The sequence below is a fragment of the Nocardia seriolae NBRC 15557 genome, assembly GCF_007990715.1.
In the GTDB taxonomy this organism is placed as follows: Bacteria; Actinomycetota; Actinomycetes; order Mycobacteriales; family Mycobacteriaceae; genus Nocardia; species Nocardia seriolae.
Genome location: NZ_BJWY01000031.1, coordinates 34518 through 57126 on the forward strand (window position 1 = coordinate 34518; position 22609 = coordinate 57126).

The 22609-nt window shown below is 68.2% G+C and carries 27 protein-coding genes and 1 pseudogene; 10 read left to right on the top strand and 18 right to left on the bottom strand.

Features of this window, described 5'->3' with window-relative positions; translation table 11 throughout:
- Nucleotides 1–58: 58 nt before the first annotated feature.
- Nucleotides 59–1354: an NAD(P)/FAD-dependent oxidoreductase gene (locus tag NS2_RS12460; RefSeq protein WP_033087136.1), complete on the bottom strand. Its 1296-nt coding sequence runs from the start codon at nt 1352–1354 to the stop codon at nt 59–61.
- Nucleotides 1355–1467: 113 nt separating this feature from the next.
- Between NS2_RS12460 and NS2_RS12465 the strand changes: the two genes are divergently transcribed.
- Nucleotides 1468–2328: a LysR family transcriptional regulator gene (locus NS2_RS12465; protein ID WP_033087137.1), complete on the top strand. Its 861-nt coding sequence runs from the start codon at nt 1468–1470 to the stop codon at nt 2326–2328.
- 53 nt (nt 2329–2381) lie between these two features.
- On the top strand, nt 2382–2816 hold the full coding sequence (locus tag NS2_RS12470) for a DUF1707 domain-containing protein (RefSeq protein ID WP_228102466.1): 435 nt from the start codon (nt 2382–2384) through the stop codon (nt 2814–2816).
- A gap of 28 nt (nt 2817–2844) precedes the next feature.
- Here the strand turns inward: NS2_RS12470 and NS2_RS12475 are convergent, their stop codons facing one another.
- The 6 genes from NS2_RS12475 to NS2_RS12490 all read right to left on the bottom strand — a co-directional run bounded on the left by NS2_RS12475 (nt 2845) and on the right by NS2_RS12490 (nt 6889).
- Nucleotides 2845–3534 (bottom strand): aminoglycoside phosphotransferase family protein, encoded by a 690-nt coding sequence (locus tag NS2_RS12475; RefSeq protein ID WP_228102957.1) that lies wholly within the window; start codon nt 3532–3534, stop codon nt 2845–2847.
- Between the two features lie 15 nt (nt 3535–3549).
- A complete protein-coding gene (locus NS2_RS37405) occupies nt 3550–3786 on the bottom strand; it encodes a hypothetical protein (protein WP_228102467.1) in 237 nt (78 codons plus the stop codon).
- Nucleotides 3787–3880: 94 nt separating this feature from the next.
- A complete protein-coding gene (locus tag NS2_RS12480) occupies nt 3881–4792 on the bottom strand; it encodes a ribonuclease E domain-containing protein (RefSeq protein WP_052086229.1) in 912 nt (303 codons plus the stop codon).
- Between the two features lie 41 nt (nt 4793–4833).
- Nucleotides 4834–4980, bottom strand: coding sequence for a hypothetical protein (locus NS2_RS35980; RefSeq protein ID WP_155240919.1), 147 nt, complete (start codon nt 4978–4980; stop codon nt 4834–4836).
- 127 nt (nt 4981–5107) lie between these two features.
- On the bottom strand, nt 5108–6067 hold the full coding sequence (locus NS2_RS12485; protein WP_033087139.1) for an electron transfer flavoprotein subunit alpha/FixB family protein: 960 nt from the start codon (nt 6065–6067) through the stop codon (nt 5108–5110).
- Between the two features lie 36 nt (nt 6068–6103).
- Nucleotides 6104–6889 carry an electron transfer flavoprotein subunit beta/FixA family protein gene (locus tag NS2_RS12490; RefSeq protein WP_033087140.1) on the bottom strand — a complete coding sequence of 262 codons (786 nt, stop codon included), beginning with the start codon at nt 6887–6889 and terminating at the stop codon, nt 6104–6106.
- Between the two features lie 190 nt (nt 6890–7079).
- On the opposite strand from NS2_RS12490, the gene NS2_RS12495 reads away from it, so the two are divergent.
- From NS2_RS12495 to NS2_RS37410, 5 genes are all read left to right on the top strand, one after another.
- Entirely contained in the window at nt 7080–7862 is a 783-nt protein-coding gene (locus tag NS2_RS12495) for a class I SAM-dependent methyltransferase (protein WP_235263949.1), read from the top strand.
- Between the two features lie 17 nt (nt 7863–7879).
- On the top strand, nt 7880–9412 hold the full coding sequence (locus NS2_RS12500) for a 1,4-alpha-glucan branching protein domain-containing protein (RefSeq protein WP_033087142.1): 1533 nt from the start codon (nt 7880–7882) through the stop codon (nt 9410–9412).
- Nucleotides 9409–10671 carry a glycosyltransferase family 4 protein gene (locus tag NS2_RS12505; protein WP_033087143.1) on the top strand — a complete coding sequence of 421 codons (1263 nt, stop codon included), beginning with the start codon at nt 9409–9411 and terminating at the stop codon, nt 10669–10671. Before NS2_RS12500 ends, NS2_RS12505 begins: the two co-directional genes overlap by 4 nt.
- A 101-nt stretch (nt 10672–10772) precedes the next feature.
- A complete protein-coding gene (locus NS2_RS12510; protein ID WP_228102469.1) occupies nt 10773–11408 on the top strand; it encodes a hypothetical protein in 636 nt (211 codons plus the stop codon).
- A complete protein-coding gene (locus NS2_RS37410; protein WP_228102470.1) occupies nt 11408–11668 on the top strand; it encodes a hypothetical protein in 261 nt (86 codons plus the stop codon). The genes NS2_RS12510 and NS2_RS37410 overlap by 1 nt, the downstream gene beginning before the upstream one ends.
- 31 nt (nt 11669–11699) lie before the next feature.
- Here NS2_RS37410 and NS2_RS12515 read toward each other — a convergent pair whose 3' ends face one another.
- From NS2_RS12515 to NS2_RS12525, 3 genes are read right to left on the bottom strand one after another with little or no spacing between them, the layout of a single operon-like run.
- Nucleotides 11700–12134 carry a cupin domain-containing protein gene (locus NS2_RS12515; protein WP_231992994.1) on the bottom strand — a complete coding sequence of 145 codons (435 nt, stop codon included), beginning with the start codon at nt 12132–12134 and terminating at the stop codon, nt 11700–11702.
- 46 nt (nt 12135–12180) lie between these two features.
- Nucleotides 12181–12723: a DUF1697 domain-containing protein gene (locus NS2_RS12520; protein WP_033087144.1), complete on the bottom strand. Its 543-nt coding sequence runs from the start codon at nt 12721–12723 to the stop codon at nt 12181–12183.
- Between the two features lie 32 nt (nt 12724–12755).
- Nucleotides 12756–13493: an acyltransferase gene (locus tag NS2_RS12525; RefSeq protein ID WP_036547441.1), complete on the bottom strand. Its 738-nt coding sequence runs from the start codon at nt 13491–13493 to the stop codon at nt 12756–12758.
- Nucleotides 13494–13641: 148 nt separating this feature from the next.
- On the opposite strand from NS2_RS12525, the gene NS2_RS12530 reads away from it, so the two are divergent.
- Complete coding sequence (locus tag NS2_RS12530) at nt 13642–14979, top strand: outer membrane protein assembly factor BamB family protein (protein WP_228102471.1); 1338 nt, start codon at nt 13642–13644, stop codon at nt 14977–14979.
- A 446-nt stretch (nt 14980–15425) separates the two neighbouring features.
- Here the strand turns inward: NS2_RS12530 and NS2_RS37415 are convergent, their stop codons facing one another.
- On the bottom strand, nt 15426–15560 hold the full coding sequence (locus NS2_RS37415) for a hypothetical protein (RefSeq protein ID WP_256255346.1): 135 nt from the start codon (nt 15558–15560) through the stop codon (nt 15426–15428).
- Nucleotides 15561–15614: 54 nt separating this feature from the next.
- Between NS2_RS37415 and NS2_RS12535 the strand changes: the two genes are divergently transcribed.
- Entirely contained in the window at nt 15615–16373 is a 759-nt protein-coding gene (locus tag NS2_RS12535; RefSeq protein ID WP_145961799.1) for an SMP-30/gluconolactonase/LRE family protein, read from the top strand.
- An 11-nt stretch (nt 16374–16384) separates the two neighbouring features.
- Nucleotides 16385–16776: pseudogene (locus NS2_RS12540) on the top strand (PPOX class F420-dependent oxidoreductase).
- A 19-nt stretch (nt 16777–16795) separates the two neighbouring features.
- On the opposite strand, the gene NS2_RS12545 reads toward NS2_RS12540, so the two are convergent.
- The 7 genes from NS2_RS12545 to NS2_RS12575 form a co-directional block, all read right to left on the bottom strand.
- On the bottom strand, nt 16796–17959 hold the full coding sequence (locus tag NS2_RS12545; RefSeq protein ID WP_033087146.1) for a THUMP-like domain-containing protein: 1164 nt from the start codon (nt 17957–17959) through the stop codon (nt 16796–16798).
- Between the two features lie 20 nt (nt 17960–17979).
- Nucleotides 17980–18957 (bottom strand): class I SAM-dependent methyltransferase, encoded by a 978-nt coding sequence (locus tag NS2_RS12550; RefSeq protein WP_033087147.1) that lies wholly within the window; start codon nt 18955–18957, stop codon nt 17980–17982.
- A gap of 47 nt (nt 18958–19004) precedes the next feature.
- Nucleotides 19005–19772, bottom strand: coding sequence for an enoyl-CoA hydratase-related protein (locus tag NS2_RS12555; protein WP_033087148.1), 768 nt, complete (start codon nt 19770–19772; stop codon nt 19005–19007).
- 34 nt (nt 19773–19806) lie between these two features.
- Nucleotides 19807–20580, bottom strand: coding sequence for an NUDIX hydrolase (locus NS2_RS12560; RefSeq protein WP_155239874.1), 774 nt, complete (start codon nt 20578–20580; stop codon nt 19807–19809).
- A 171-nt stretch (nt 20581–20751) separates the two neighbouring features.
- Complete coding sequence (locus NS2_RS12565) at nt 20752–21246, bottom strand: MoaF-related domain-containing protein (protein WP_052086230.1); 495 nt, start codon at nt 21244–21246, stop codon at nt 20752–20754.
- 138 nt (nt 21247–21384) lie between these two features.
- The gene (locus NS2_RS12570; RefSeq protein ID WP_033087151.1) at nt 21385–22218 is read right to left on the bottom strand and encodes an ABC transporter ATP-binding protein; all 834 of its coding nucleotides are present in this window, start codon (nt 22216–22218) and stop codon (nt 21385–21387) included.
- Nucleotides 22219–22243: 25 nt separating this feature from the next.
- The gene (locus tag NS2_RS12575; RefSeq protein WP_143161237.1) at nt 22244–22477 is read right to left on the bottom strand and encodes a hypothetical protein; all 234 of its coding nucleotides are present in this window, start codon (nt 22475–22477) and stop codon (nt 22244–22246) included.
- Between the last annotated feature and the right edge of the window lie 132 nt (nt 22478–22609).

A 22609-nucleotide genomic window follows, 5' to 3' on the forward strand; every position in this document is an offset into this window, starting at 1 on the left:
GGGGACAAAGAAAAAGCCGCCCGGTCCGAGAACCGGGCGGCCCGCTGGCACGCGTGGATCAGGCGGCTAGTCGCTGCCGATCCGAATCCTTTGCCGCGGCGCTCTTTTCGACCTCGTTGAAGCCGGGGCGGCCGCTGCCGATGAAGGCCACCAGCCACGACGCCACCGCGGCGAAGCGGTTGCGGAAGCCGACCAGGTAGAACAGGTGGACCGCCAGCCAGGTGACCCAGGCCAGGAAGCCGGTGAACTTCACCTTGTCATTGATCTTGGTGACCGCGGCGAATCGGCTGATCACCGCCATCGAACCCTTGTCCCAGTACTTGAACGGAGTCGCGGCGGCCGTCTTGCCGCGGATGATGTCGGCCACGTGGCGGCCCTCCTGCATGGCGACCGGCGACTGGCCCGGGTAGCCGTTGAGGAAGGTCATGTCGCCGATGGCGAAGATGTCGGCGTGGCCGCCGACGGTGCAGTCCGGATTGATGAGAAGGCGTCCGGCGCGATCGGTTTCACAGCCGGTGGCCTCGGCCAGGACCTGGGCGAAGGCGCCCGCGGCGACGCCCGCCGACCACACCACGGTCTCGGCGGCGATGCCGCGCTCCACGCCGTCCTTGCTCTTGACGGTGACCTTGCCGTCGTCGATATCGGTGACGAAGGTGTCGACCAGGACCTCCACGCCGCTCTTCTCCAGCGACTGCTTCGAATACTCCGAGAGCCGACCGCCGAAGGGCGGCAGCACGACCCCCGCACCCTCCACGAGAGTGACCGAATCCTCCAGGTGGAAATACCTTTTCGCGAGTTCCTTGAGCTGACCGGCGACCTCGACGCCGGTCGCGCCCGCACCGACCACCACGAAGCTGAGCAGGCGGCGACGGGTCTCCGGGTCGGCGGTCTTCGCCTGCTCGAAGACCCGCTCGATCTGCGCGCGCAGGGCGCGGGCGTCGTCGATGGTCTTGAGCGAGAAGGTCTTGTCCGCGAAATCGTCGCGGCCGAAGTAGGACTGGCTAGCGCCGGTGGCCGCGATGAGCTTGCCGTAGCGGATCTTGCGCGGGCCCTCGGGGGTTTCGTAGGTGAGGATCGCGTTGGGAGCGTCGACCGCGGTCACCTTGCCCAGACGGGTCTCGCCCTGCTTGTGATTCCGGAGAATATTCGCGATGGGTGGGGCGATCTCGTCCGAGGCCAGCACACCGGTCGCTACCTGATAGAGAAGCGGCTGGAAAAGATGCTCGGGGGTACCCGAGATGAGGACGTAGCGGATCCCCGACTTGTTCAACTGCTTCGCGGCGGCCAGCCCACCGAAGCCCGATCCGACGATGACGACATCGGCGGTTTCGATCTCCGCCTCCACGTTGTACATGACTGCTCCCTTCTGTCATGACTAACCGTGATTCGGAACGCGCTTGTTCCAGGGGTCAGGGCGCATAATCAAGATGACTCTTATCTACGTTGATCATGAATTGGAGAGATGCCATGGAGCTGCGCCAACTGGCCTACTTCGTGGCGGTCTGCGAGGAGCTGAGCTTCAGCCGGGCCGCGAGCCGCTGCTTCATCTCGCAGTCGGCCATCAGCCATCAGATCGCCCGGCTGGAACGCGACCTCGGCGTGAACCTCTTCGAGCGCTCGACAAGATCGGTCGTACCCACCGATGCGACCACCCGGCTACTTCCTCTTGCGAAGCAAATGCTGAGCCTGGAATCCGCCATTCGCGCAGCTGTACGGGCTTCCGGACCACGAATTCGCCTGGCGGCCAATATGAGCTTCGCAACAAGATCGCTCTCCGCCATTGCCGCGGCACGCGAGGCGCATCCGGGCGCGGAGATCGAATTCGTCATCAAGCCCTTCCGCCAGCGCATTCAGGCCGTAGCCGACGGCGACTGTGATCTTGCTCTCATCCGGGGCAGCGTGGACCAGCCGGGGCTGACCGTCGAACAGCTCTGGGTCGAGGATCCGGTCATCGGCACCTCCACCTCGCACCCCCTCGTCCAGCGCGGCGGCGACGTCACCCTCGCCGAATTGGGGGCCTATCCCCTGCTGCTCCCGCCGGAGTCCGAACAGGTGCTGCTGCACAACGTCGTCTGCGGCGCGTTCGCCGACCTCCCCACCGGACCGGTCTTCGGCCCGCCCATCCCGCCCGACCACACCGCCACCATGGAACTGATCAACCGCCCCGACGCCTGGACCATCCTCTACGCCGACAGCCAGACCGAGGGCATCGCCACCCTCCGCCTCTCCGATCACCCGCTGCGCATCCCGGTCTCCGCCGTGACCCGCAGCGAGGGCCGCACCTCCCCGATCGTCACCACCCTGCTCGCCGCGCTGCATTGTTCCTGAGCCGCCACGCGATTGGGTAGGCACGCGCGGCCACGCCGTCCTAGGCTGAGATCGTGGGGCAGGACAGCATGCGGGCCTCCGACAAGGACCGCGAACAGATCGTCGACCGGCTACGGGTGGCCATGGACGAGGGGCGGATCACGCTCTACGAATTCGATTCCCGGCTGCAGCAGGTGTATTCGGCCAAGACCTACGGGGAACTCACGCCGATCCTGTCCGACCTGCCGGTGCCACGGGCCCCCGGCCGGGCCGCCGTGACCGATCCGGCGAGCGTCCCGGTCTGGGTCAAGATCATGTGGACGCCATGGGTTTTCGTGAACGCGCTGTGCCTGGTGATCTGGCTGGCCACCGGCATGGGCTACTTCTGGCCGATCTGGGTGGCCGTGCCGTGGGGACTGGCGCTGTTCATCCCCACCACGGTGGGCGTGCTCGTGCAGCGGGACGGGAACCGCCGCCGGGCCGCACGCGAACAACATGGGCGGCAATAACTTTCGGCAATCAGGCCGGATTCGCCGATCACGCCAGGGCGGTCGCGACCGCGCGGTGCAGCCGCAGATCCTCGGGCTCCTCGTCCTCGACGGCCCAGGCGATTTCCTCCATCGCCCTCATGAACGCCCAGGCGCGGGCGCGATCGGCATCGACCCCCAGCGCCGCGGCCGTCCGCCCGACCACCACCCCGGCATGCTCGGGTGCCGGATCGCTCTGCACCTGGATCATCACCAGGAACCCGGCATCGAACGCGGCCTCCCCTAGATACGCCTTCGGATCGATGAGCAGCCACGGCTCCCGTTCCGCCGCAACGACATTGCCCAGATGGGTATCCCTGTTGACCACCAGCAACGGCCCGTCCGGCACCGCCAGCTCGGCACAGCGCTGAGCGGCCCCCGCCAGCAGCCGAGCCGGAATCACCTCGGCGACTTCGGCTTCCGGCTCGCCGAACATCCGCTCCCACTCCGCGACCATCCCCGCCGCGGTCGGCAACTCCGGAAACCCCTCCGGCACCGCGACCGGTTCCCGCCGCAGCCGCCGGTACAACCCGCACGCCTGTTCGACCCTCCCGATATTCTCCGCGCGCCCCTCGAGACTCGGAAACCCCGGCTGATACAGCAATTCCGTCCCCGGCCGCGCCCACTCGAGCAGCATCGCACCGGTCTCCGGATCGAACTCGTACAGCCGCACCGCCCCGTCCCCGCCATAGCAGTACAGCCCGGTCGGCTCCCCTCAGTTCTCCTCATCGACCACCGGAACCTTCAGCACGGCAACCGAACCGTCCGCGCGCCGCACCGGCGCGACCCAGGAATGGGTGCCACCACCGAAGCTCGCGCCGACGACCTCCAATCCCCACACCGCGCACAGCCGCTCCACCACCCCGGGAAGTGCCGCGAGCCACCGCGGCCCGCGGCCCGCGAAACTCTCCGCGATGTTCTCGGCAACGTCGGGCGGCAGTGAGATCTCCATCGGCCCAGCTTGCCGCAGCCTCGCACCACCCGGCGAACGGACTGGTTCGTGTCTCCCGAGGGCCCCGAGTTCCGTGGGCCCACCCGGACACGGCCTATTCCGCAGCGTCGGCACCCGCTCGGCCGCCGTCCTCGCCACCCGCCCCGAATACCTGCTCGGCACTGACGAATCCGAGCGCCACCAGCTCGCCCGCCAGGTCGTCGAGGTCTCCACCACGGACGCCGGCGGCCGGTTCAGGTACCGCATCGACGACCTCCGGCTCGGTCGCCGCCACATCCTCCTCGCCTCCGGCCGCGTCTTCTTCGGCCCCGGCGACGTCCGCTTCGGCCCCGGCGACGTCTTCGTCGGTGGATCGGAGCTCCTCCGGTGACTCCGGGGCGGCTGCGGTCTCGCTCCCGTCACCGTTCTCGCCTGCTCCGGTAGCCGCGTCGGTGGCTTCCGCACTGGCCGAACCGGAGACCACAGCCTCCTGCGGCGCATCGATTTCGGCTGCCGGTGAGCCGACGGGTTCGGGCGATGTCGCCGACTGCGGCACCTCGGGGAGGGGGGTCTCGTGGACGGTGCGCCAGAGGTGGGTGCGGCCGTCCGTGACCAGCGCGGCGGTGACGGTCCGGCGACCGGTCCGGGCGTCGCCCACCCGGTTCTCGGCGATGAACCGGACGACGATCAACTGGCCGCTGCGCGCGACCTCCGAGCCTTCGGAGACCTCGATCCGCACTCCTGCCAGCACATTTCGAGCGGACCACAGGCTGGAGAGGAAGGTCTCCCGATCCACCGCCTGCCCGGTCGTCACCACCGAGGTGAACTGCTCGTCCAGCGCCCCGGAGATCCGGTCGAACACCTTGAGCGGCGCGTCCGAGCCCAGCCATTCGGCCAGATCGAAATGCAGCGCCGCCACGATCGCGGTCAGCTCGGCAGCATCGGACCCGAGCCCCGCCACATCATCAGCCTTCTTGGCGACCGGCTCCTCGGCCCGCCGTCGCCGAGGATCGAATCGCCCACGCACCGGCTCAGCGTGCCCGACCGCCGCCGCCCGGGCAACCGCAGCTAGCCGACGTGTGCCCCGGCACTCCAGCAGTGGGGGTTGGTCAGCACGCACCACAGCAAGCTCAGCGATTGAGCGCTCTGCGACGCGCTGCCGGTCAGCGTGGAACCAGAGTCCGCGGTGTCGGTGGCCACCGGGGTCGCGGGCATGTCGGTCAGCGGCAGGGGCGTTGGCCCCCAAACCTAGGTCGCGCAGGAACTCCGACCCCCGCACAAAACGAATGTCCCCCGGCCATTCCGGCCGGGGGACATTCAATTGCGTTTCACCGCGGGGGCATCAGCCCTTGTGGGCCTTCACGGCCTCGGTGAGCTGCGGGGCGACATTGAACAGGTCGCCGACGATGCCGTAGTCGCTGATCTCGAAGATCGGGGCCTCTTCGTCCTTGTTGACGGCCACGATGGTCTTCGAGGTCTGCATGCCGGCGCGGTGCTGGATGGCGCCGGAGATGCCGAGGGCGATGTACAGCTGCGGGGAGACCGTCTTACCGGTCTGGCCGACCTGGAACTGGCCCGGGTAGTAGCCGGAGTCGACGGCGGCACGCGAAGCGCCGACGGCGGCACCGAGGGCGTCGGCCAGCGGCTCGACGACCTTGCCGAAGTTGTCGGCCGAGCCGACGCCACGGCCACCGGAGACCACGATCGCGGCCTCGGTGAGCTCGGGGCGGTCGCCGCCCACATTCGGCTCACGCGAGACGACCTTGGTGACGCCCTCTTCCTGCGCGGCCAGCTCGACGGCGACCTTCTCGCCGGCGGCGGCCTGCGGGGCGGCCTCGATGGCTCCCGGGCGCACCGAGATCACCGGCACGTCGCCGGTGGCCTTGGCGTCCACGGTGAACGCGCCACCGAAGATGGAGTGCTGCACCGAACCGTCACCGTTCACGGCGATGGCGTCGATGAGCAGACCGGAACCGATGCGGGCGGCCAGGCGACCCGACACCTCCTTGCCCTCCGCGGTGGCGGCGACCAGGATCGCGGCCGGGGCGGCGGACTCGGACAGGGCGGCCAGCGCGTCGACCTTGGGGGTGACGAGGAAGCCCTCGGCGTCGTCGCCCTCGGCGACGTAGATCTTCTCGGCGCCGGCGGCGGCCAGGGCGTCACCCAGCTTGTCGGCGGTGCCGGGGGCGGCGACCACGACGGCGGCCGGGGTGCCGAGCGAACGCGCGGCGGTGAGGAGTTCGGTGGTCACCTTCTTGGGCGCACCGTCAGCGTGCTCCACGAGCACCAGTACTTCTGCCATTTTTCCTTCTCCTGAAAGTCGTTGTGCCCGGGGGACTTAGATGATCTTCTGGCCGACCAGGTAGGTGGCAATCTGGTTGCCGCCCTCGCCCTCGTCGACGATCTTCTCGCCCGCCGTGCGCGCCGGCTTCGGGGTCACACCGGTCACCTGGGTGCCGGCGTTCGCAACGCCCACGGTCTCCGGGTCGACGCCCAGATCCGCCAGGGTGAAGGTCTGAACTTCCTTCTTCTTGGCGGCCATGATGCCCTTGAAGGACGGGAAGCGCGGCTCGTTGATCTTCTCGGTGACCGAGACGATGGCCGGGAGGGTGGCCTCGAGCTTGAACACGCCCTCGTCGGTCTCGCGCTCGCCGGCGATGCGCTCGCCGTCGACGGTCAGCTTGCGCAGGTGGGTCAGCTGCGGCAGGCCCAGGTACTCGGCGATGATGGCCGGAACGGCACCGGCGCGACCGTCGGTCGCCTCGTTGCCCGCGATGACCAGTTCGATGCCCTCGATCTGGCCGAGCGCGGCGGCCAGGATGTAGGCGGTCTGCACGGCGTCGGAGCCGTGGATGGCGTCATCCTTGATGTGGATGGCCTTGTCGGCGCCCATGGACAGCGCCTTGCGGATGGCCTCGGTGGCCCGCTCCGGACCGGCGGCCAGCACGGTGACCTCGCCGCCCTGCGCCTCCTTGATCAACAGCGCCTCTTCGACGGCGCGCTCGTTGATCTCATCGAGGATGGCGTCGGCGGCCTCGCGGTCGAGCGTGAAGTCCCCGCTGGAGAGCTTGCGCTCGGACCAGGTGTCGGGAACCTGCTTGATCAGTACGACGATGTTCGGCATGGGTCTTCGTCGACCTCCTGTTCTGGTGGCACTGGGGTGGCGGTCGCACGATCGTTCGCCGTACGTCCACAAGTAGCTCGTTCGGGAGATTACCCTACGTTAAGTTACTCGTGGGTAACTTACGGTGTGAGTTTCTGCATCGGTTGATCCGGTCGCGGGTGTGATATGCGCAACCGCTAACGTCGGAGCGGTGAGTGACGCCGTGAGTCCTGTTGAAAACCCCACCGATCCCCTGCCTTTGACCGGTGAGCGGACCGTGCCCGGCATCGCCGAGGAAAACTACTGGTTCCGGCGGCACGAGATCGCTTACGTGCGGATGCTCGAGCAGTGCGCGGGCCAGGTCGTGCTGGAGGCGGGCAGCGGAGAAGGCTACGGGGCCAACATGATCGCGGGCGTCGCGGCGCAGGTCACGGGCCTGGACTATGACGACAGCGCGGTCGCGCACGTGCGCGCCAAGTACCCGCGGGTGGAGATGGTGCAGGGCAATCTGGCCGAACTGCCGCTCGCCGACGCCTCGGTCGACATCGTGGTGAACTTCCAAGTGATCGAGCACCTTTGGGATCAGTCGCAGTTCCTGCGCGAGTGCCTGCGGGTGCTGCGGCCCGGCGGCAAGCTGTTGATCTCGACGCCGAACCGGATCACCTTCTCGCCGGGGCGCGACACGCCGCTCAACCCTTTCCACACCCGTGAGTTGAACGCGGCGGAGATGACCGAACTTCTCGCCGAGGCCGGTTTCACCGTCGAATTGATGGCGGGGATCTTCCACGGCCCCGAACTCGTGGCGCTGGACCGGAAGTGGGGCGGGTCGATCATCGACGCGCAGATCGAACGGGCGCTCGCGGGCGAGCCGTGGCCCGCGGATCTGGCGGCGGATGTGGCTGCCGTGCGCATCGACGATTTCGAGCTGGTCGCCGACTCCGAGCGGGATATCGATGCCAGCCTGGATCTGCTGGCCATCGCGGTGAAGCCGTGAGTCACAGCGGTGAAGCCGTGAGCGACAACGCTTCCCAGGTGCCGGGCCAGTTCACGCTGGTGCTGCATTCGCACCTGCCGTGGCTGGCCCATCACGGGCGCTGGCCGGTCGGCGAGGAGTGGCTCTACCAGTCGTGGGCGGCGTCGTACCTGCCCGTCGCGAAGGTCTTGAGAACCCTTGCGGCCGAAGGTCGTTCGCATCTGCTCAGCCTGGGGATCACGCCGGTGCTGGCCGCGCAGCTGGACGATCCGCACTGTCTGAAGGGTATGCATCACTGGCTGGGGAACTGGCGGCTGCGCGCGGACGAGGCGTCCATGGCGGGCAATACCGCGCTCGGCGGGCACGAACATCGGCTCGCCGATGCGGCCTTGGACGATTTCGAGACGCGGTGGATGCACGGGGCCTCGCCGGTGTGGCGCGAACTCATCGACGCCGAGGCCATCGAGCTGCTGGGCGGTCCGCTCTCGCATCCGTTCCAGCCGCTGCTGGACTCGCGGCTGCGGGAGTACGAGCTGGTCGAGGGACTCGCGGACGCGCGGGCGCGGTGGGGGCACACGCCCGCCGGCATCTGGGCTCCCGAATGCGGATTCACGCCCGGCATGGAGCGCACCTACGACCGGGTCGGCATCTCGCACTTCATGGTGGACGGTCCCGCGCTGCGCGGCGACACCACGCTCGGGCGGCCGGTCTGGGATTCGGATGTGGTCGCCTTCGGGCGGGATCTGACCGTCAGCTATCGGGTGTGGTCGCCGAAATCCGGGTATCCGGGGCAGCCCTACTACCGTGATTTCCATCACTACGATCACGCCACCGGGCTCAAACCCGCGCGCGTCACGGGCAAGACCGTCGCCGGTCCCGACAAGGCCCCTTACGATCCCGAACTCGCCGCCGCGGCCATCGAGAAGGATGTCGCGGACTTCGTGGCGACGGTGCGCGAGCGGTTGATCTCGGAGTCGGCGCGCATCGGCCGCCCGGCTCTGGTGGTGGCCGCCTTCGACACCGAACTGTTCGGGCACTGGTGGCACGAGGGCCCGCAGTGGCTCGCGCAGGTGCTGCGCGCCCTGCCCGAGGCCGGGGTCACCGTCGGCACCCTCGCCGACGCGCGAGCCCGCGGCTACGTGGGCGAACCGGTCGAATTGGCCGACTCCTCCTGGGGTTCGGGCAAGGACTGGCGGGTGTGGGCCGGGGACCAGGTCGCGGATCTGGTGGAGCTGAACGCCGAGGTGGTGCGGCTGGCGCTGGACACCCTGGACAAGATGCGCGTGGACGCGTCCGGGCTGCGCGACAGCGTTGCCGATCAGCTGCTGCGGGAGGCGATTCTCGCCGTCTCCAGCGACTGGGCGTTCATGGTGTCCAAGGATTCCGCGGCCGGGTACGCACGTGACCGAGCCCATCAGCACGCCCACGCAGTGCGCGAGATCGCCGCGGCGGTTGCCGCCGGGCAACTCGCCAAAGCGGGGCAGTTGGCGGCAGGATGGTACGCGGCCGACGGACTCTTCCCCGCGCTCGACGCGCGCAGGCTCGGCCCCGCCTCAGAAGGACCCGCATGAAGATCTTGATGGTGTCGTGGGAGTACCCACCGGTTGTTGTCGGTGGGCTGGGCCGCCACGTCCATCACCTCGCCGTCGAACTGGCCGCCGCCGGGCACGAAGTCGTCGTGCTGGCGCGCCGGCCCATGGGCACCGACGCCACCACCCACCCGACGCACTCCTTCATCGAGGAGGGCGTACTGGTGGTCGCGGTCGCCGAGGACCCGCCCGCCTTCGACTTCGGCGAGGACATGCTGGCCTGGACGCTGGCCATGGGCCACGCCATGGTGCGGGCCGGGATCGCGCTGAACAAGCCGGGCATCGGCGAGGGCTGGACGCCCGACGTCGTGCACGCCCACGACTGGCTGGTGGCGCACCCGGCCATCACGCTGGCCGAGTATTACGACGTGCCTTTGGTTTCCACCATTCACGCCACCGAAGCCGGACGGCATTCCGGCTGGGTCTCGGGGCGGGTGAACCGTCAGGTGCATTCGGTCGAGTGGTGGCTGGCGCACGAATCCGACGCGCTCATCACGTGTTCGGAGTCCATGAAGGACGAGGTGCACCGGCTCTACGGTGCCGAACGCGTCCCGATGACGGTGATCCGCAACGGCATCGACGTGGGCGCGTGGACCTTCCGCGAGCGCGCCCCCCGCTCAGGCCCGCCGCGTCTGCTCTACGTCGGCCGCCTCGAATACGAGAAGGGCATCCAGGACGCCATCGCCGCCCTCCCCCGCATCCGCAAGGCCCACCCCGGCACCACTCTGACCGTCGCGGGCATCGGCACCCAATTCGATTGGCTCCGTGAGCGTGCCCGCGCCCACCGCGTGGCCCGCGCCGTCAGCTTCGTCGGCAAGCTCGACCACACCGACCTCCTCGGCTGGCTGCACAGCGCCGACGCGATCGTATTGCCCTCGCGCTACGAGCCTTTCGGCATCGTGGCCCTGGAAGCCGCCGCCGCGGGCACCCCACTGGTCCCCTCCACCGCGGGCGGTCTCGGCGACCTGGTCACCGATGGCGTCACCGGCGCGTCCTTCGAACCGGCCGACGTGAACGGCGTTGCGGAAGCGGTCATCTCGGTCCTCGACGACCCGGCCGCCGCCCAGGACCGCGCCTGGTCCGCCCGCGAACGGTTGACCGCCGACTTCGCCTGGGACGTGGTCGCACAGGAGACCGCCCTGGTCTACCAGTCCGCCAAGCGCCGCGTCCGCACTCCACTGGGCCGCCCCGCCATCTCGGAACGCCCACTGCCGGAACGGGATCCGAACCAGCCGTACTGAATCGTGCCCGGGGCCCGCCGACCCGGGCGGTGAATCGGGCGAGTTCGGACCAGCTCATCCGGTTCGGACATATTTTCGATTCATGGTCATACCGTCAGCAGATGGTCAGTTCGAAGCACGAGGCGATGCATCGGCTCTTCCAGAGCCATCCCGAGGTATTCGAGCGGGCCTTCACCGCGCTGAATCTCCCATTCCCCAAACCCCTTTCGGTCGCCTTGCTGCCGAACGACCTGACCGAGATCGAGCCGTTGGAACGACGCGTGGACACGCTACTGCGCGTCGACACCGACGAGGGACCGTTCCTCCTGTTGGTAGAGGCTCAAGGCCGCGACGACAAGCGGAAGCCGAGCTCGTGGGCCTACTACCTTGCGCACGTGTATGCGAAGTACGATCTGCATCCGGTCCTGCTTGTCGTCTGTCAGGACACCGCGACCGCAGCCTGGGCCACAGGGCCGCTTCGCATCGGCCCGCGCCAGTGGACCAGCCTCGTCGTGCACCCTCTGGTCTTGGGCCCGCACAACGTCGCTCCGGTGACCGATGTGTGTGACGCTGTCAACGACATCCCGCTGACCACTCTCTCCGCCATCACTCACGCCAACGATGCGAATATCGGTGACATACTGAAGACGCTTGCCACCGCATTGCAGAAGATCGACGAGGACGACGCCCTGATCTTCGCCGAACTCACCGAACTCGGACTGGGCAAGAGCCCGGCTGGCAACCCCGGAGACAGTTGATGACCGTGGACCTCTCATTCTTCCGCTCCGAGACATCCCAACGCCTCCGTGCCCAGGGCCGCAGCGAAGGGCTCGTAGAAGGACGTACCGAAGGGCTCGCCCAGGCCGTTCTTCACACTCTCGATCGCCGCGGAATCGCCGTATCCGCCGACGCACGCACGCGGATCATGTCCTGTGCGGATTCCGAGCGTCTGCTGAATTGGCTGGACGTGGCCACGACCGCCGTCGAGGTGGACGAGCTCTTCCGAGACGAGTCGTAGCCATCTGCGCGGCACTGTAACCGGGTAGGCGTCAGTTGAAGTCGCAGCCCGGGTTCGAGGCGTCCTCGGCAAGCGGACTGCCCGCGGGCAGCACATACAACACGTCGAGAATCTGCGGTTCGCTGCCGAGATTCCGTTCGATATGAACATTGCCGGTTCCGGCCCGCTCTACGAACGCGGTACCCGGCCCACCGGTCTGATCCACCGCACAGGTCGAGTCATAGTGGGCGGTCTGCCCCTGCCGCACATACGCGTACAAGGCGCCGTCGTGATAGTGCCACCCCGTGGAACCCCCTGGCGCAATGGTGATCTCACGCAGAATGTATTCGTTGCCGCCGATGGTGGTCTGCGACAGGATCACCGCGGTGATCCCGCTCGACGGCGTCGCATGTGCGGTCGCGGTGCACGCTCCCACCAGCGCGACGGACGCCAAACCGGTCAGCACAGCTCGAAATCCGCGAGTCACGGGCTCACGCTAGCGCGGTGATTCCGACTCCGCAGAGCGAAATAGATCAAGCATCCATCTTCTTCAGCACCTTCTGGACAGTGAGGAAGGTTCGGGTGGTGATGTCTTTGGCGAGGGTCTTTTCGACTACGGCCATGAAGTTGGTGGTGCTGGGGTTGGTGTTGTCGATTACCGAGAGGAGGGCCGCGGCTTCGGGGTCGAAGCGGATTATGCGGACGGTGCCGGTGTCGTCGGCGGGGAAATTCGGGAGGGAGTTGGGGGTCTCGCGGAGGAAGGTTACGACGAGGTAGGTCTCGCGGCAGTGGGTGAGGCCTGCGAAAGGGTCGGAGTCGACCAGGGTTTGGAGTTGGGAACGGGTGCGGATGAGGGTGCCGCCGGGGATGCCGAGTTCGGTGTTCAGCGCCTGCTGGATTTTGGATTCCAGGGCGGGGACGTTCGACTCGCGGGTTTGGAAGACGACGTTGCCGCTGGAGAGGAGGGTGCTCACCTTCTCGAAGCCGAGGCCCTCGAAGACGCCGCGGAGTTTTTCGCCGCGCATATTGGGGTTGGAGGGCATGATCCCGCGCAGGAAGGCGGCGTAGCTGTGCATGGGCTAGAAGCTACCTGCGCGGGGTGACGGAATCAGGAGGCGGTGACGCCGTTCTTCTTGCGTTCGATGTCGGCGAGGGCGGCGGCTTGGGCGGCGCGCTTCTCGGCGGCGTCGTCCCAGGTGACCTTGCGGTTCTTGACGACCTTGGCGGGGGCGCCGACGGCGATGGAGTAGTCGGGGATGTCGCCCTTGACCACCGCGTGGGCGCCCAGGACACAGCCGCGGCCGACCAGGGTGGAACGCAGCACGGTGACCTTGGCGGCGATCCAGGTGTCGGGGCCGATCCGGACCGGGGACTTCACGATGCCCTGATCCTTGATGGGCATATTGATGTCGTCGGTGACGTGGTCGAAGTCGCAGATGTAGCACCAGTCGGCGACCAGGGTGGATTCGCCGATCTCGATATCGAGGTAGGTGTTGACGACATTGTCCTTGCCGAACACCACCTTGTCGCCGATGCGCAGCGAACCCTCGTGGCAGCGAATGGCATTGCCGTCGCCGATGTGCACCCAGCGGCCGATCTCGAGACGCCCGAGTTCGGGGGTGGCGTGGATTTCCACATTGCGGCCCAGGAACACCATGCCGCGCAACACCACGTGCGGGTTGGCCAGCTTGAACTTGGCCAGCCGGTAGTACCGGACCAGATACCAGGGCGTGTACGCGCGGTTGGCGAGCACCCACTTGAGCGAGGCGGGGGTGAGGAAACGGGCCTGCTCCGGATCCCGGCGGCGCGAACCCCGCCAACGCGCGCTCAGCGGTGCGCCCCACATGCTCGTCACGTACTGCTCCCTGTGTTCACCGGTCGTTTCGATGAGGGTATCCGTCCCCTTCGCGGGGCGTGAAAGTAGGCTGTGCTCCGGCTGTAGCGGCCCGGGGTAAATCTACAGACTTCCGTACTGGCAGAAGGGACACCAGCAGGTGCGAAACGGCAGGCGGCAGACCGGACGTGAACGACGGACCCGGACCGGGGCCAAGGTGCTGGCCACCGCGGCGGCCGGGCTATTCACGCTCAGCGCGTGCACCTACGGCAGCACCAAGGTCGACGATATCGGCGTCGGGCCCGGCAAGGGCTGGCCGCTGGCCTTCCGCGACGCCCACAACAGCGGGTCCAGCCCGGTGACCGGATCGCGCAAGCTGGCGCTGAATTGGTCACGGCCGGTGGGCGGTCCGGTCGCGCAGCCGGTCATGGTGGGCGGCGACGGGCAGCTGTACGTCACCACCCGCACCGCCGCGTGCAACATTCTGTCGTTCCAGATGCCGACCGGCCGCAAGCGCTTCTGCAATCCGCTGGGTCCCAGCGCCATCGACGGCGGCGCGGCGGTGGACGGCACCGGCAATATCTATGTCGGCGACGACGGCGCGGTGAACTCCTTCAATAATCTGGGTCAGCCGCGCTGGCGCACGCCCGCGGCGGGGACGCCGGTGTCGGTGCAGTTCACCGGCGACGGAAAGGTCCTGTCCGTGACGCAGTCCGGGCAGATCGACGTGCTCGCGCGGCAGACCGGCGAACGCGAGGTCCCCACCTTCCAGCTGCTCGGTGAACCGGATTTCCTGGCCAATCCGTCGCTGAACCGCCCGCCGGACAGCCAGGGTCTGGAGGACTGCGCGACCGGCGGGCCGCAGTGCCCGGTCGCGAATGTGTCGGCGGTGGACCAGAAGTCGGGACGGTTCTACGCGACGCTGTGGAAGCCCGGCGACGGCACCGCGGCGCTGCTCGCACTCACCTACGACGGCAAGGTAGTCCGCGTCGACTGGGACGCGAAGATGCTCAACGAGGGCAGCGCCACCAGCCCGGCGCTCTCGGCGGACGGGAACACCGTCTACGTCGGCGACAATACGAACCGGCTGATCGCCGTGGACGCCGCGACCGGGCGCACCAAATGGACGCAGGACCTCGGTTTCCCGGCGCGCGGCGGGATCTCGGTGGCCGACGGGCTGCTGGTGCCCGCGGGCGACGAGGGGCACCTGGTCGCGCTGCGCGACAAGGGCGACAGCGCCGAGATCGCCTGGGAGCGTAAGGATCTGGAGCTGCGGGGGCGGCCGGTGCAGACCGCGGGCGGCACCGGGTACACGGTCGCGCCGATCGGCGACAAGCTGACCCTGGTCACCTTCGACACCCGCACGGGCGCGACCGTGCAGTCCAATGAGCTGCCGGGCGCGGAGGGCACCACCGTCGGTACCGCGGTGGGCGACAAGGGCGAGGTCGTGGTGACCACCCGCATCGGCGAGCTGTTCGTCTTCAAGCCCGAGAAATAGCGGGCGCGATTTCACGCTTGACCTTGCCCCTGGGTCAACCCTCCATCCTGATTTCGGGAGCCTTCCTCATGGCGAGGAACGGCTCTTCCAGGAGGGAGGCGAATCATGACGACCGCATCGATTCCCGCCGCGGCGATCCGCGTGCGCGGTCTCGAGAAGTCCTACGGGAAGCTCGCGGTGCTGCGCGGACGGTCAACGCAGAGTTTGCGCGAAGGCGTCGACATTGGCCGATACGCGCCGCAGGAGATCCAGCAGCGTGCGGTAGTCGTCGGCGCTGAGGCCCTCGGTGGCGGCGGTGCGTTGAATCTGGATGCGCGCGAACAGTTTCGCGTGCGCGTCGATGCCCGCCGGGGTGAGCGCGTACCGGCTCGCCGCGTCCTCGACGATCCAGCCGCGATCGAGCAGCGCGCCGACATACGGTACCGAATCAGTCCAGCGGAACCCGATCAGTCCGGCCGCACCGAATCGAGTACCTGCACGGCACGTTCGAGCATGCCCATCAGCGCTTCGCGCTCGGCGTCGGTGAATTCGGCGGCGAGGGCGCGTTCCACCGGGACCGCCCGTTTGTCGGCGGCGTGCATGACCTTTCGACCGGCGTCGGTGAGCCGGGCCTCGAGGACATTGCGGTGCCAGGCGTGCGGGGTGCGTATGAACTGCCCGACCGCGCGTATCCGGAGAGCATCGCCGTCGATCCGCGCACCGGGGACATCTACGCGAGCTCGTTCCGCACCGGCACGGTGTATCGGGGCAGGCCCGGCACCACCGCGGCGGAGACCTTTCTCCCGGCCGGTGCGGACGGCCGCACGACGGCCAACGGGGTGAAGGTCGACGCGAACGGCCGACTCTGGGTCATCGACCACGTGCGCAACGTGGTCTACCGCGTCGGAGCGGAGCAGCTCGCCGACGCCCTGGCCCACGGCGGACAGGGAGGCACCCTGCGGGACTACGCCGACCTCAGCGCGACGAAGGATCCGGCCGCACGGAACCCCATGACCCTCAACGGGATTGCCGCCGATGACGCGGGCGAGTACCTGATCGTGGCCGACATGACCGACGGCGACCTGTACCGGGTCACGACCGAACCGCAGCCGGTCGTACACCGTGTCACGCTCACCGGCGGAGACGCACTCGACGCCGACGGACTCGAACTGCACGCGGACACGCTCTGGGTGGTCCACAACAAGGGCAATGCCGTCTCCCGCTGGCAGCTCACCGCCGACGGCACGAAAGCCGAACCCCGCCACCGCGTCACGGACCCCGCCCTCGACATCCCCACCGCGATCGCGCACACCGGCGACCGGGCACTGATCACGGTCTCCCAATTCGACAAGAACGGCCCCTACGGCACCGGCACCCCCGCCGGCTTCCGCATCGTCGAGATCTCCCAGCTCTGAAGGAGCACCCCATGACCGTCATCCCCGCGAAGTACACCGACCTGCTCACCCGCCCGCTCTTCGGCCACCTCGCTACCCTGAATCCCGATGGGACCCCGCAGGTCACCCCGATCTGGCAGATCTGGGACGGCGAATTCCTCCGCTTCACCACGACCACCACCCGAGCCAAGCACCGCAACACTTCTCATGACCCCCACGTGGCGGTGAGCATCAACGACCCGGAGTCTCCCTACCGCTACCTCGAGGTCCGCGGCGTCATCGAACGCATCGACACGACCCGGAGGGCGAGTTCTTCGATGTCCTGGCCCAGCGCTACGGCCTGCCCTACACCGAACCGGTCGGCGATCACCCCGACCGCGGCGTCCTGGTCATGCGCCCCACCCACGCCACCTACCAGGGTTGAACCGACCAGAGCCGGGCGGTCAGGGCGTAGCGCAGAGGAAAACCGTTGCCGTGCTGCCGATTCGGGTGACAACCAGCGTATGAGGTTGGGAGCCGCGCGGTTTGAGGCGTTTGCGGAGCGCGTCCGGATCGATGTCCACGCCGCGCGCCAGGAGCTCCAGGGGGCCGCAGTCGCGCCGATGCAATTCGGCGCGCAGCGGCTTCTCCCGGAACTCCATCCGGTCGAGGACGCGGAAACCGCGCACCCCCTCGGGCAACTGATCGCCGGTGAGGTAGGCGATGCGCGGATCCAACTGCCACAGACCGTGTTTCGCGGCGTAGTGACGAACCAGACCCGCGCGCACGACCGCGCCATCGGGGTCGATGATCCACTCCCCCGGCTCACGCTCGGGGATGTGGTCGGGATCGGCATCGGTGAGCGTCCAGGGATCGGCCGCCGACGACAGGACGGTGGCCCGGCGAGTGACACCGGACTCCGCCAACCCCGATGACCACAGGCAGGCTTCGCGCACCGCACCGTCCAGCGAGACGACCTCGATCTCCCCCGCCCACCCGAGCCTGTCGAAATCCAGTCCGGGAGCGCACTTCACGGCGAGATCCCGCCCGGCGTACGCGCTCAGCAGGTCCGGCAGCGGCGGTTGCAGTTTCGCCGGATCATGTGTGCGGCGTCCGTCGGCCCGGCGCGCGGGATCGGCGATCACGACGTCCGCGATGCTGCACGGAACGAGGGCATCGGCCTTGGCCAGCAGCACATTTCGCGATCGAGCGAGATTGCGGGCGGCCATGGCCAGGCGGACCGGGTCGAGGTCGCTGCCGATGACGGCGGGGCAGGTTTCGGCGAGGGCGGACAGCTCCGCGCCGATGGAGCAGGTGACGTCGTGGACGGCGCGGCCCGTGAGGCGCTGGGCGCGGTGGCGGGCGACGGCCGACGGGGTCGCCTGCTGGAGGGCGTCGTCGGTGAAGAACCAGTCCTGTGCGCCATCGAGTTTGGCGGTGGCGCGGCGGCGGAGGCGGACCGTTTCGACCAGGGCCGGGGCGTGGTCGCCGTGGGTGCGGCGCAGTCGCTCGAGGTCCTTGAGGAGGGTGGCGGGTGTGAGGGCGAAATCGCCCACCTGCGCCAGGGCGGCCGCGCCGGCGGCACTGGCGAGGTAGGCGATGTCGTCGTGAGAGAAGGTGTAGGCCACGGGGATTCGTGGGGGTGGGCCTACTTGGCGGCGATGCCGGGCTTCACGCCGGTGATCATGGCGTTGTAGAAGAACTGGCGGGGCACCACGTGGCGCAGCACCTTCTCGTCGAGGGCGGAGAAGGCGAGCCAGGCCTTGTACTGGGCCATGCGGTAGCGCCAGGTCAGCTTCTCGTCGGGGACGGCGGCCTCGAAGGTGCGCACCGGCCAGCCCCACAGGGCGGCGGCGAATTCCTCGGTCTTGGCCAGCACGTCGACCGCACCGGCGCTGGTGGCCATGCGCTCCAGGTCGGCCGGGTCGAAGGTGTGCAGGTCGACGACGGCCTCGAGGGCGGCGGCGCGGGAGGACTCGTCGAGCTCCTCCTGCGGGCGACGCCAGTCGGAGAGGAACGGCAGCTTGGTGACGTTGGTGGTGATCTTCCAGGTGAGCTGCCCCAGCTTGCGCGCGTACAGGTTGCCGATGGTGGTCGGCTCACCCGCGAACACGAAGCGCCCGCCCGGCTTGAGCACCCGCAGGCATTCCTTGAGCGCCAGCTCCACATCGGGGATGTGGTGCAGCACGGCGTGGCCGACGACCAGGTCGAAGGTGTCGTCCTCGTACGGGATGGTCTCGGCGTCGGCGACCCGGCCGTCCACGTCCAGGCCCAGGTTCTGACCGTTGCGGGTGGCGACCTTGACCATGCCCGGCGACAGGTCGGTGACCGAACCGCGCTTGGCCACCCCCGCCTGCATCAGGTTCAGCAGGAAGAAGCCGGTGCCGCAGCCGAGTTCGAGGGCCCGGTCGTAGGGCACCTCGGAGGCGGGGGCGACGGCGTCGAAACGACCGCGCGCGTATTCGATGCAGCGCTCGTCGTAGGAGATCGACCACTTGTCGTCGTAGGTCTCGGCCTCCCAGTCGTGGTACAGCACCTGGGCCAGCTTGTTGTCGCTATATGCGGCCTGGACCTCCGCCTCGGTGGCGTGCGGGTTCGGCGCGGGGTCTTCAGGACCAACTGTCATGCAGGGCAGCCTAATGAATACCCCGGTGAACGGTGTTATCGGGCCGCTTAACGGCCGGTGAACCGGGCCGCTTCCGGACCGTCGACCAAATAGGAACGTGTTCCAACCTGCTGATCTTCGGTGCCGAACAGCTCGGCCCACTCGCGGCGGGCGCGATCGTGGCCGTGCGTGCCCGCCTCGAACACCCGCTTGGCGGCCGCCAGAGCCAGCCGCGGGCCGCCGGTGAACTGCTCGGCCCAGCGCAGGGCGGCGGCGAAGACATCGTCGGGGGCGACGACCTCGTCGACCAGACCGAGCGCGGCGGCCTCCTTCGGATCCACGAAGCGGCCGCTGTAGACCAGATCCTTGGCGTGCGACGGGCCGATCAGCAGGCTCAGGCGGCGGATCCCGGCCAGCGGAATCAGACCGGCCTTGATCTGAGTCAGGCCGAGTTTCACATTGTCGCCGATGACGCGGCGGTCGGCGGCCAGCGCCAGTTCGAGGCCCGCGCCCAGGGCGTATCCGCTGATGGCGGCGACGGTCGGCTGGGGCAGCCGGGCCAGGCAGTTCAATGCCGACTGGAAATCCGCGACCATGGCCTGCGCCTGCTCGGGGGTGAACTTCGCCAGCTCGGCCATTTCGTCACCGGCGGAGAAAACCCGCTCGTCGCCGTAGACCACCACGGCGGAGATTCCGGGATCCGCGGCGATCTCCTCGGCCGCACCCGCTACCTCCAACGCCACCTGGAGATCGATCAGATTCAGCGGCGGGCGCGCGATGCGCAGGACGGCAATCCCCTGCGCCACACCCCGGTCCACGGTCACGAATTCGGCCACAGCCGATCACCCTAGCCGGGGTATCGAACTCGGCTCACTCCGGTCGCTGCGAGCCGCGAATGCGCGAGTTGTCGGGCAGTTCGGCGAAGTAGCGGTCGGCGTTCGGGAAGGCCAGGGCCGGACCGCCACCCGACGGGTCGTACACCGGAATGATCGGCGCGATGGTGCGCTCGGCCGCGAGAATCTCGGCGGTGGAGGCGAATTCGCCCAGGGCCGCGAGCTGGGTCCAGGTGGGCGGCAGCAGCACGTCCACTCCCTGATGCCAGCGGTCGATGGCCTCGGCCGGAGTGCACCAGGTGACGACCTCGGCCTCGGAGGTCGCGCCGTCGGCCAGCTGTCCTTCGGGCAGGACACCCACGAAGAAGCGGGTGTCGTAGCGGCGCGGCTCGATCACCGGCGTGATCCAGTTGTCCCAGGGCCGCAGCAGATCGGCGCGCAGCACCAGGTTCTCGCGGGTGAGGAATTCGGCGAAGGACAGTTCGCGGCGTTCCAGCTGCCCGCGCGCCTCGGCGTAGACGGAGGCGTCGCCGACCACGGTGTCCGCGGTCGGTCCCGCCAGCAGCACCCCGCACTCCTCGAACAGCTCGCGGACCGCCGCGCACACCAGCGCCTGCGCGCGGCCCGCGTCGATGCCGAAACGCTCTCCCCACCAGGCGGCTTCGGGTCCGGCCCAGTCCAGGGCGATGGACGCGTCCGAGGCGTCGACGCCGCCGCCGGGAAAAACGGTCATACCGGCCGCGAAGGCCATGCCGCCGACTCGACGCTGCAGGAACACCTCGGGCCCGTGCGCTCCGTCGCGCATCAACATCACCGTGGAAGCGTCCTTGACGGGCGCGGCGGCGGGCTGGGATTCGGGCTGGGCAATTGCTTCGCTCACAGTCGGACCATAACTGTTGCCTCGGCTAAGCGATACCACCGAATCGGTTTCGCCGCCCGAAGCGGCGGCGTTCACCACCCCGAACAGCGGTGCGCCCGCCGGTCAGTCCGTCAAATGGACTGATCCGGTGCGGGTTTCGATCACGGCCTGGCCACTGGCGTCGCGGCGGGTCCAGGTGCCCTCGACCTTGCCGGTGCGATAGTCCTGCACCTGGCTGACCACCGCGCCGGTGTCGTCGGTCCAGGTAACCAGGAAGATGCCCGCCTCGATGGGCTCGATCGCGACCGGGGTGCTGGTCTGCCGCCCGGTGCCCGCGGCGGTGTAGGTGAGGGAGCGGCCGTCGGTGGCGAAGGCAATGGTGCCGCCCGATCCGGTGTTATAGCTGAGCTGCACCGTCTGTCCGTTCAGATCCGCCGGGACCGCGGCCTTGCCGAGCGTCTCCGCGGCGTGCGAGCGCGGAACCTGCTGGGCAGCCGGTGGATCGGCCACGCATGCGGTCGCGACGAAGGCGATGGCGAGTATCGCGACCGCACCGATGCTCCGAATCGAGATTGCGCCGATTCTTCGAATGGCGGTCGCCCGGGTACTCCGGTCCACGCCCTGCTCCCTCCGTACGCGGCAGTTGCGGACAGTTTGCCCGTGTGCCGTGCCGGATGCAATCGCAGCGCGCCGAGGTTTGCCGGAGATCACTGGGTTTGCCGGAAACCACCGGGTTTCGCGAGAGAGCTTGGCGGGTCAGCGATTCCTGTGGCGGCCGAAGCGCTGGCTGCGGCGGGCGAAGTAGCGGCCGTCGATGCGGTCCAGCTGAATCGATTGCCGGAACGCCTCGCTCAGGTTCTCGGAGGTGAGTACGTCGGTGAGCAGTCCCTGTGCCACCACGCTGCCCTCGTTGAGCAGCATGGCGTGGGTGAAGCCGGGCGGAATCTCCTCCACGTGGTGGGTGACCAGCACGGTGGCGGGCGCGTCCGGATCGGCGGCCAGATCGCCCAGGCGTTCCACCAGTTCCTCGCGGCCGCCCAGATCCAGGCCCGCGGCGGGTTCGTCGAGCAGCAGCAGTTCCGGATCGGTCATCAGTGCCCGGGCGATGAGCACCCGTTTGCGCTCACCCTCGGAGAGGGTGCCGTAGGTGCGATCGGAAAGGTGTTCCGCGCCCAGGCTTTCCAGAATGTCGACCGCACGGTCGGTATCCATGTCGTCGTAGCGCTCCCGCCACCGCCCCATCACCGCGTACCCGGCCGACACCACCAGATCCGCGACCCGCTCGTCGAGCGGCACCCGGCTGGCGATGGCCGCCGAGGAGATCCCGATGCGCGGGCGTAGTTCATTGATATCGGTGCGGCCCAGCGTCTCCCCCAGTAGGTTGGCGACACCGGAGGTGGGGTGCATCTCGGCCGCGGCCATGCGCAGCAGGGAGGTCTTGCCGGCGCCATTGGGGCCGAGCACCACCCAGCGTTCGTCCAATTCCACCTGCCAGGTGACCGGACCGACCAGGGTATGTCCGGAACGTCGGACGGTGACGTCGCTGAAATCTATGAGCAGATCGGGATCCGGTTGCGGCACGGGGTCCATCTTGGCCCACCGCCTCCGGGGACCGTCAACGAGGTGGGAAAACTCTTCGCGTGTCATCTCCCGAAGTGCGGTGGCGATAAGCGATTTCGTGTGCGCGGCGATCGAATTCGGTTAGCTCTTCCTGATCTCCACGCTGCGGGCTCAGCATTCCCCAGTCCCGCGCTTGCGCGCGGCTGGACCGAAACATGCGTGCCAGGATCAGTGCCACCGGGATCGAAAGCACCGTCCACACGATGAGAACAACCAGCAGTGTTGTCATGTCGTGGTTTCCTTCCGCGGAAACTCGTGAATCGATCCTTGCCCACTCGGTTCGTTAAGTCGATACGCACTGCCCATATTGGTCACTGCGACGACCATTCGGTTTCGCTGATGCGACACCGAACTAGTGTCG

Coding starts and splice junctions, on each gene's coding strand:
- NS2_RS12460 (WP_033087136.1), bottom strand. CDS start 1,354: ATGTACAACGTGGAGGCGGAGATCGAAACCGCCGATGTCGTCATCGTC.
- NS2_RS12465 (WP_033087137.1), top strand. CDS start 1,468: ATGGAGCTGCGCCAACTGGCCTACTTCGTGGCGGTCTGCGAGGAGCTG.
- NS2_RS37405 (WP_228102467.1), bottom strand. CDS start 3,786: ATGGAGATCTCACTGCCGCCCGACGTTGCCGAGAACATCGCGGAGAGT.
- NS2_RS35980 (WP_155240919.1), bottom strand. CDS start 4,980: ATGCCCGCGACCCCGGTGGCCACCGACACCGCGGACTCTGGTTCCACG.
- NS2_RS12485 (WP_033087139.1), bottom strand. CDS start 6,067: ATGGCAGAAGTACTGGTGCTCGTGGAGCACGCTGACGGTGCGCCCAAG.
- NS2_RS12490 (WP_033087140.1), bottom strand. CDS start 6,889: ATGCCGAACATCGTCGTACTGATCAAGCAGGTTCCCGACACCTGGTCC.
- NS2_RS12505 (WP_033087143.1), top strand. CDS start 9,409: ATGAAGATCTTGATGGTGTCGTGGGAGTACCCACCGGTTGTTGTCGGT.
- NS2_RS12510 (WP_228102469.1), top strand. CDS start 10,773: ATGGTCAGTTCGAAGCACGAGGCGATGCATCGGCTCTTCCAGAGCCAT.
- NS2_RS37410 (WP_228102470.1), top strand. CDS start 11,408: ATGACCGTGGACCTCTCATTCTTCCGCTCCGAGACATCCCAACGCCTC.
- NS2_RS12520 (WP_033087144.1), bottom strand. CDS start 12,723: ATGCACAGCTACGCCGCCTTCCTGCGCGGGATCATGCCCTCCAACCCC.
- NS2_RS12525 (WP_036547441.1), bottom strand. CDS start 13,493: ATGTGGGGCGCACCGCTGAGCGCGCGTTGGCGGGGTTCGCGCCGCCGG.
- NS2_RS37415 (WP_256255346.1), bottom strand. CDS start 15,560: ATGCACGCCGCCGACAAACGGGCGGTCCCGGTGGAACGCGCCCTCGCC.
- NS2_RS12550 (WP_033087147.1), bottom strand. CDS start 18,957: ATGACAGTTGGTCCTGAAGACCCCGCGCCGAACCCGCACGCCACCGAG.
- NS2_RS12560 (WP_155239874.1), bottom strand. CDS start 20,580: ATGTTGATGCGCGACGGAGCGCACGGGCCCGAGGTGTTCCTGCAGCGT.
- NS2_RS12570 (WP_033087151.1), bottom strand. CDS start 22,218: ATGGACCCCGTGCCGCAACCGGATCCCGATCTGCTCATAGATTTCAGC.
- NS2_RS12575 (WP_143161237.1), bottom strand. CDS start 22,477: ATGACAACACTGCTGGTTGTTCTCATCGTGTGGACGGTGCTTTCGATC.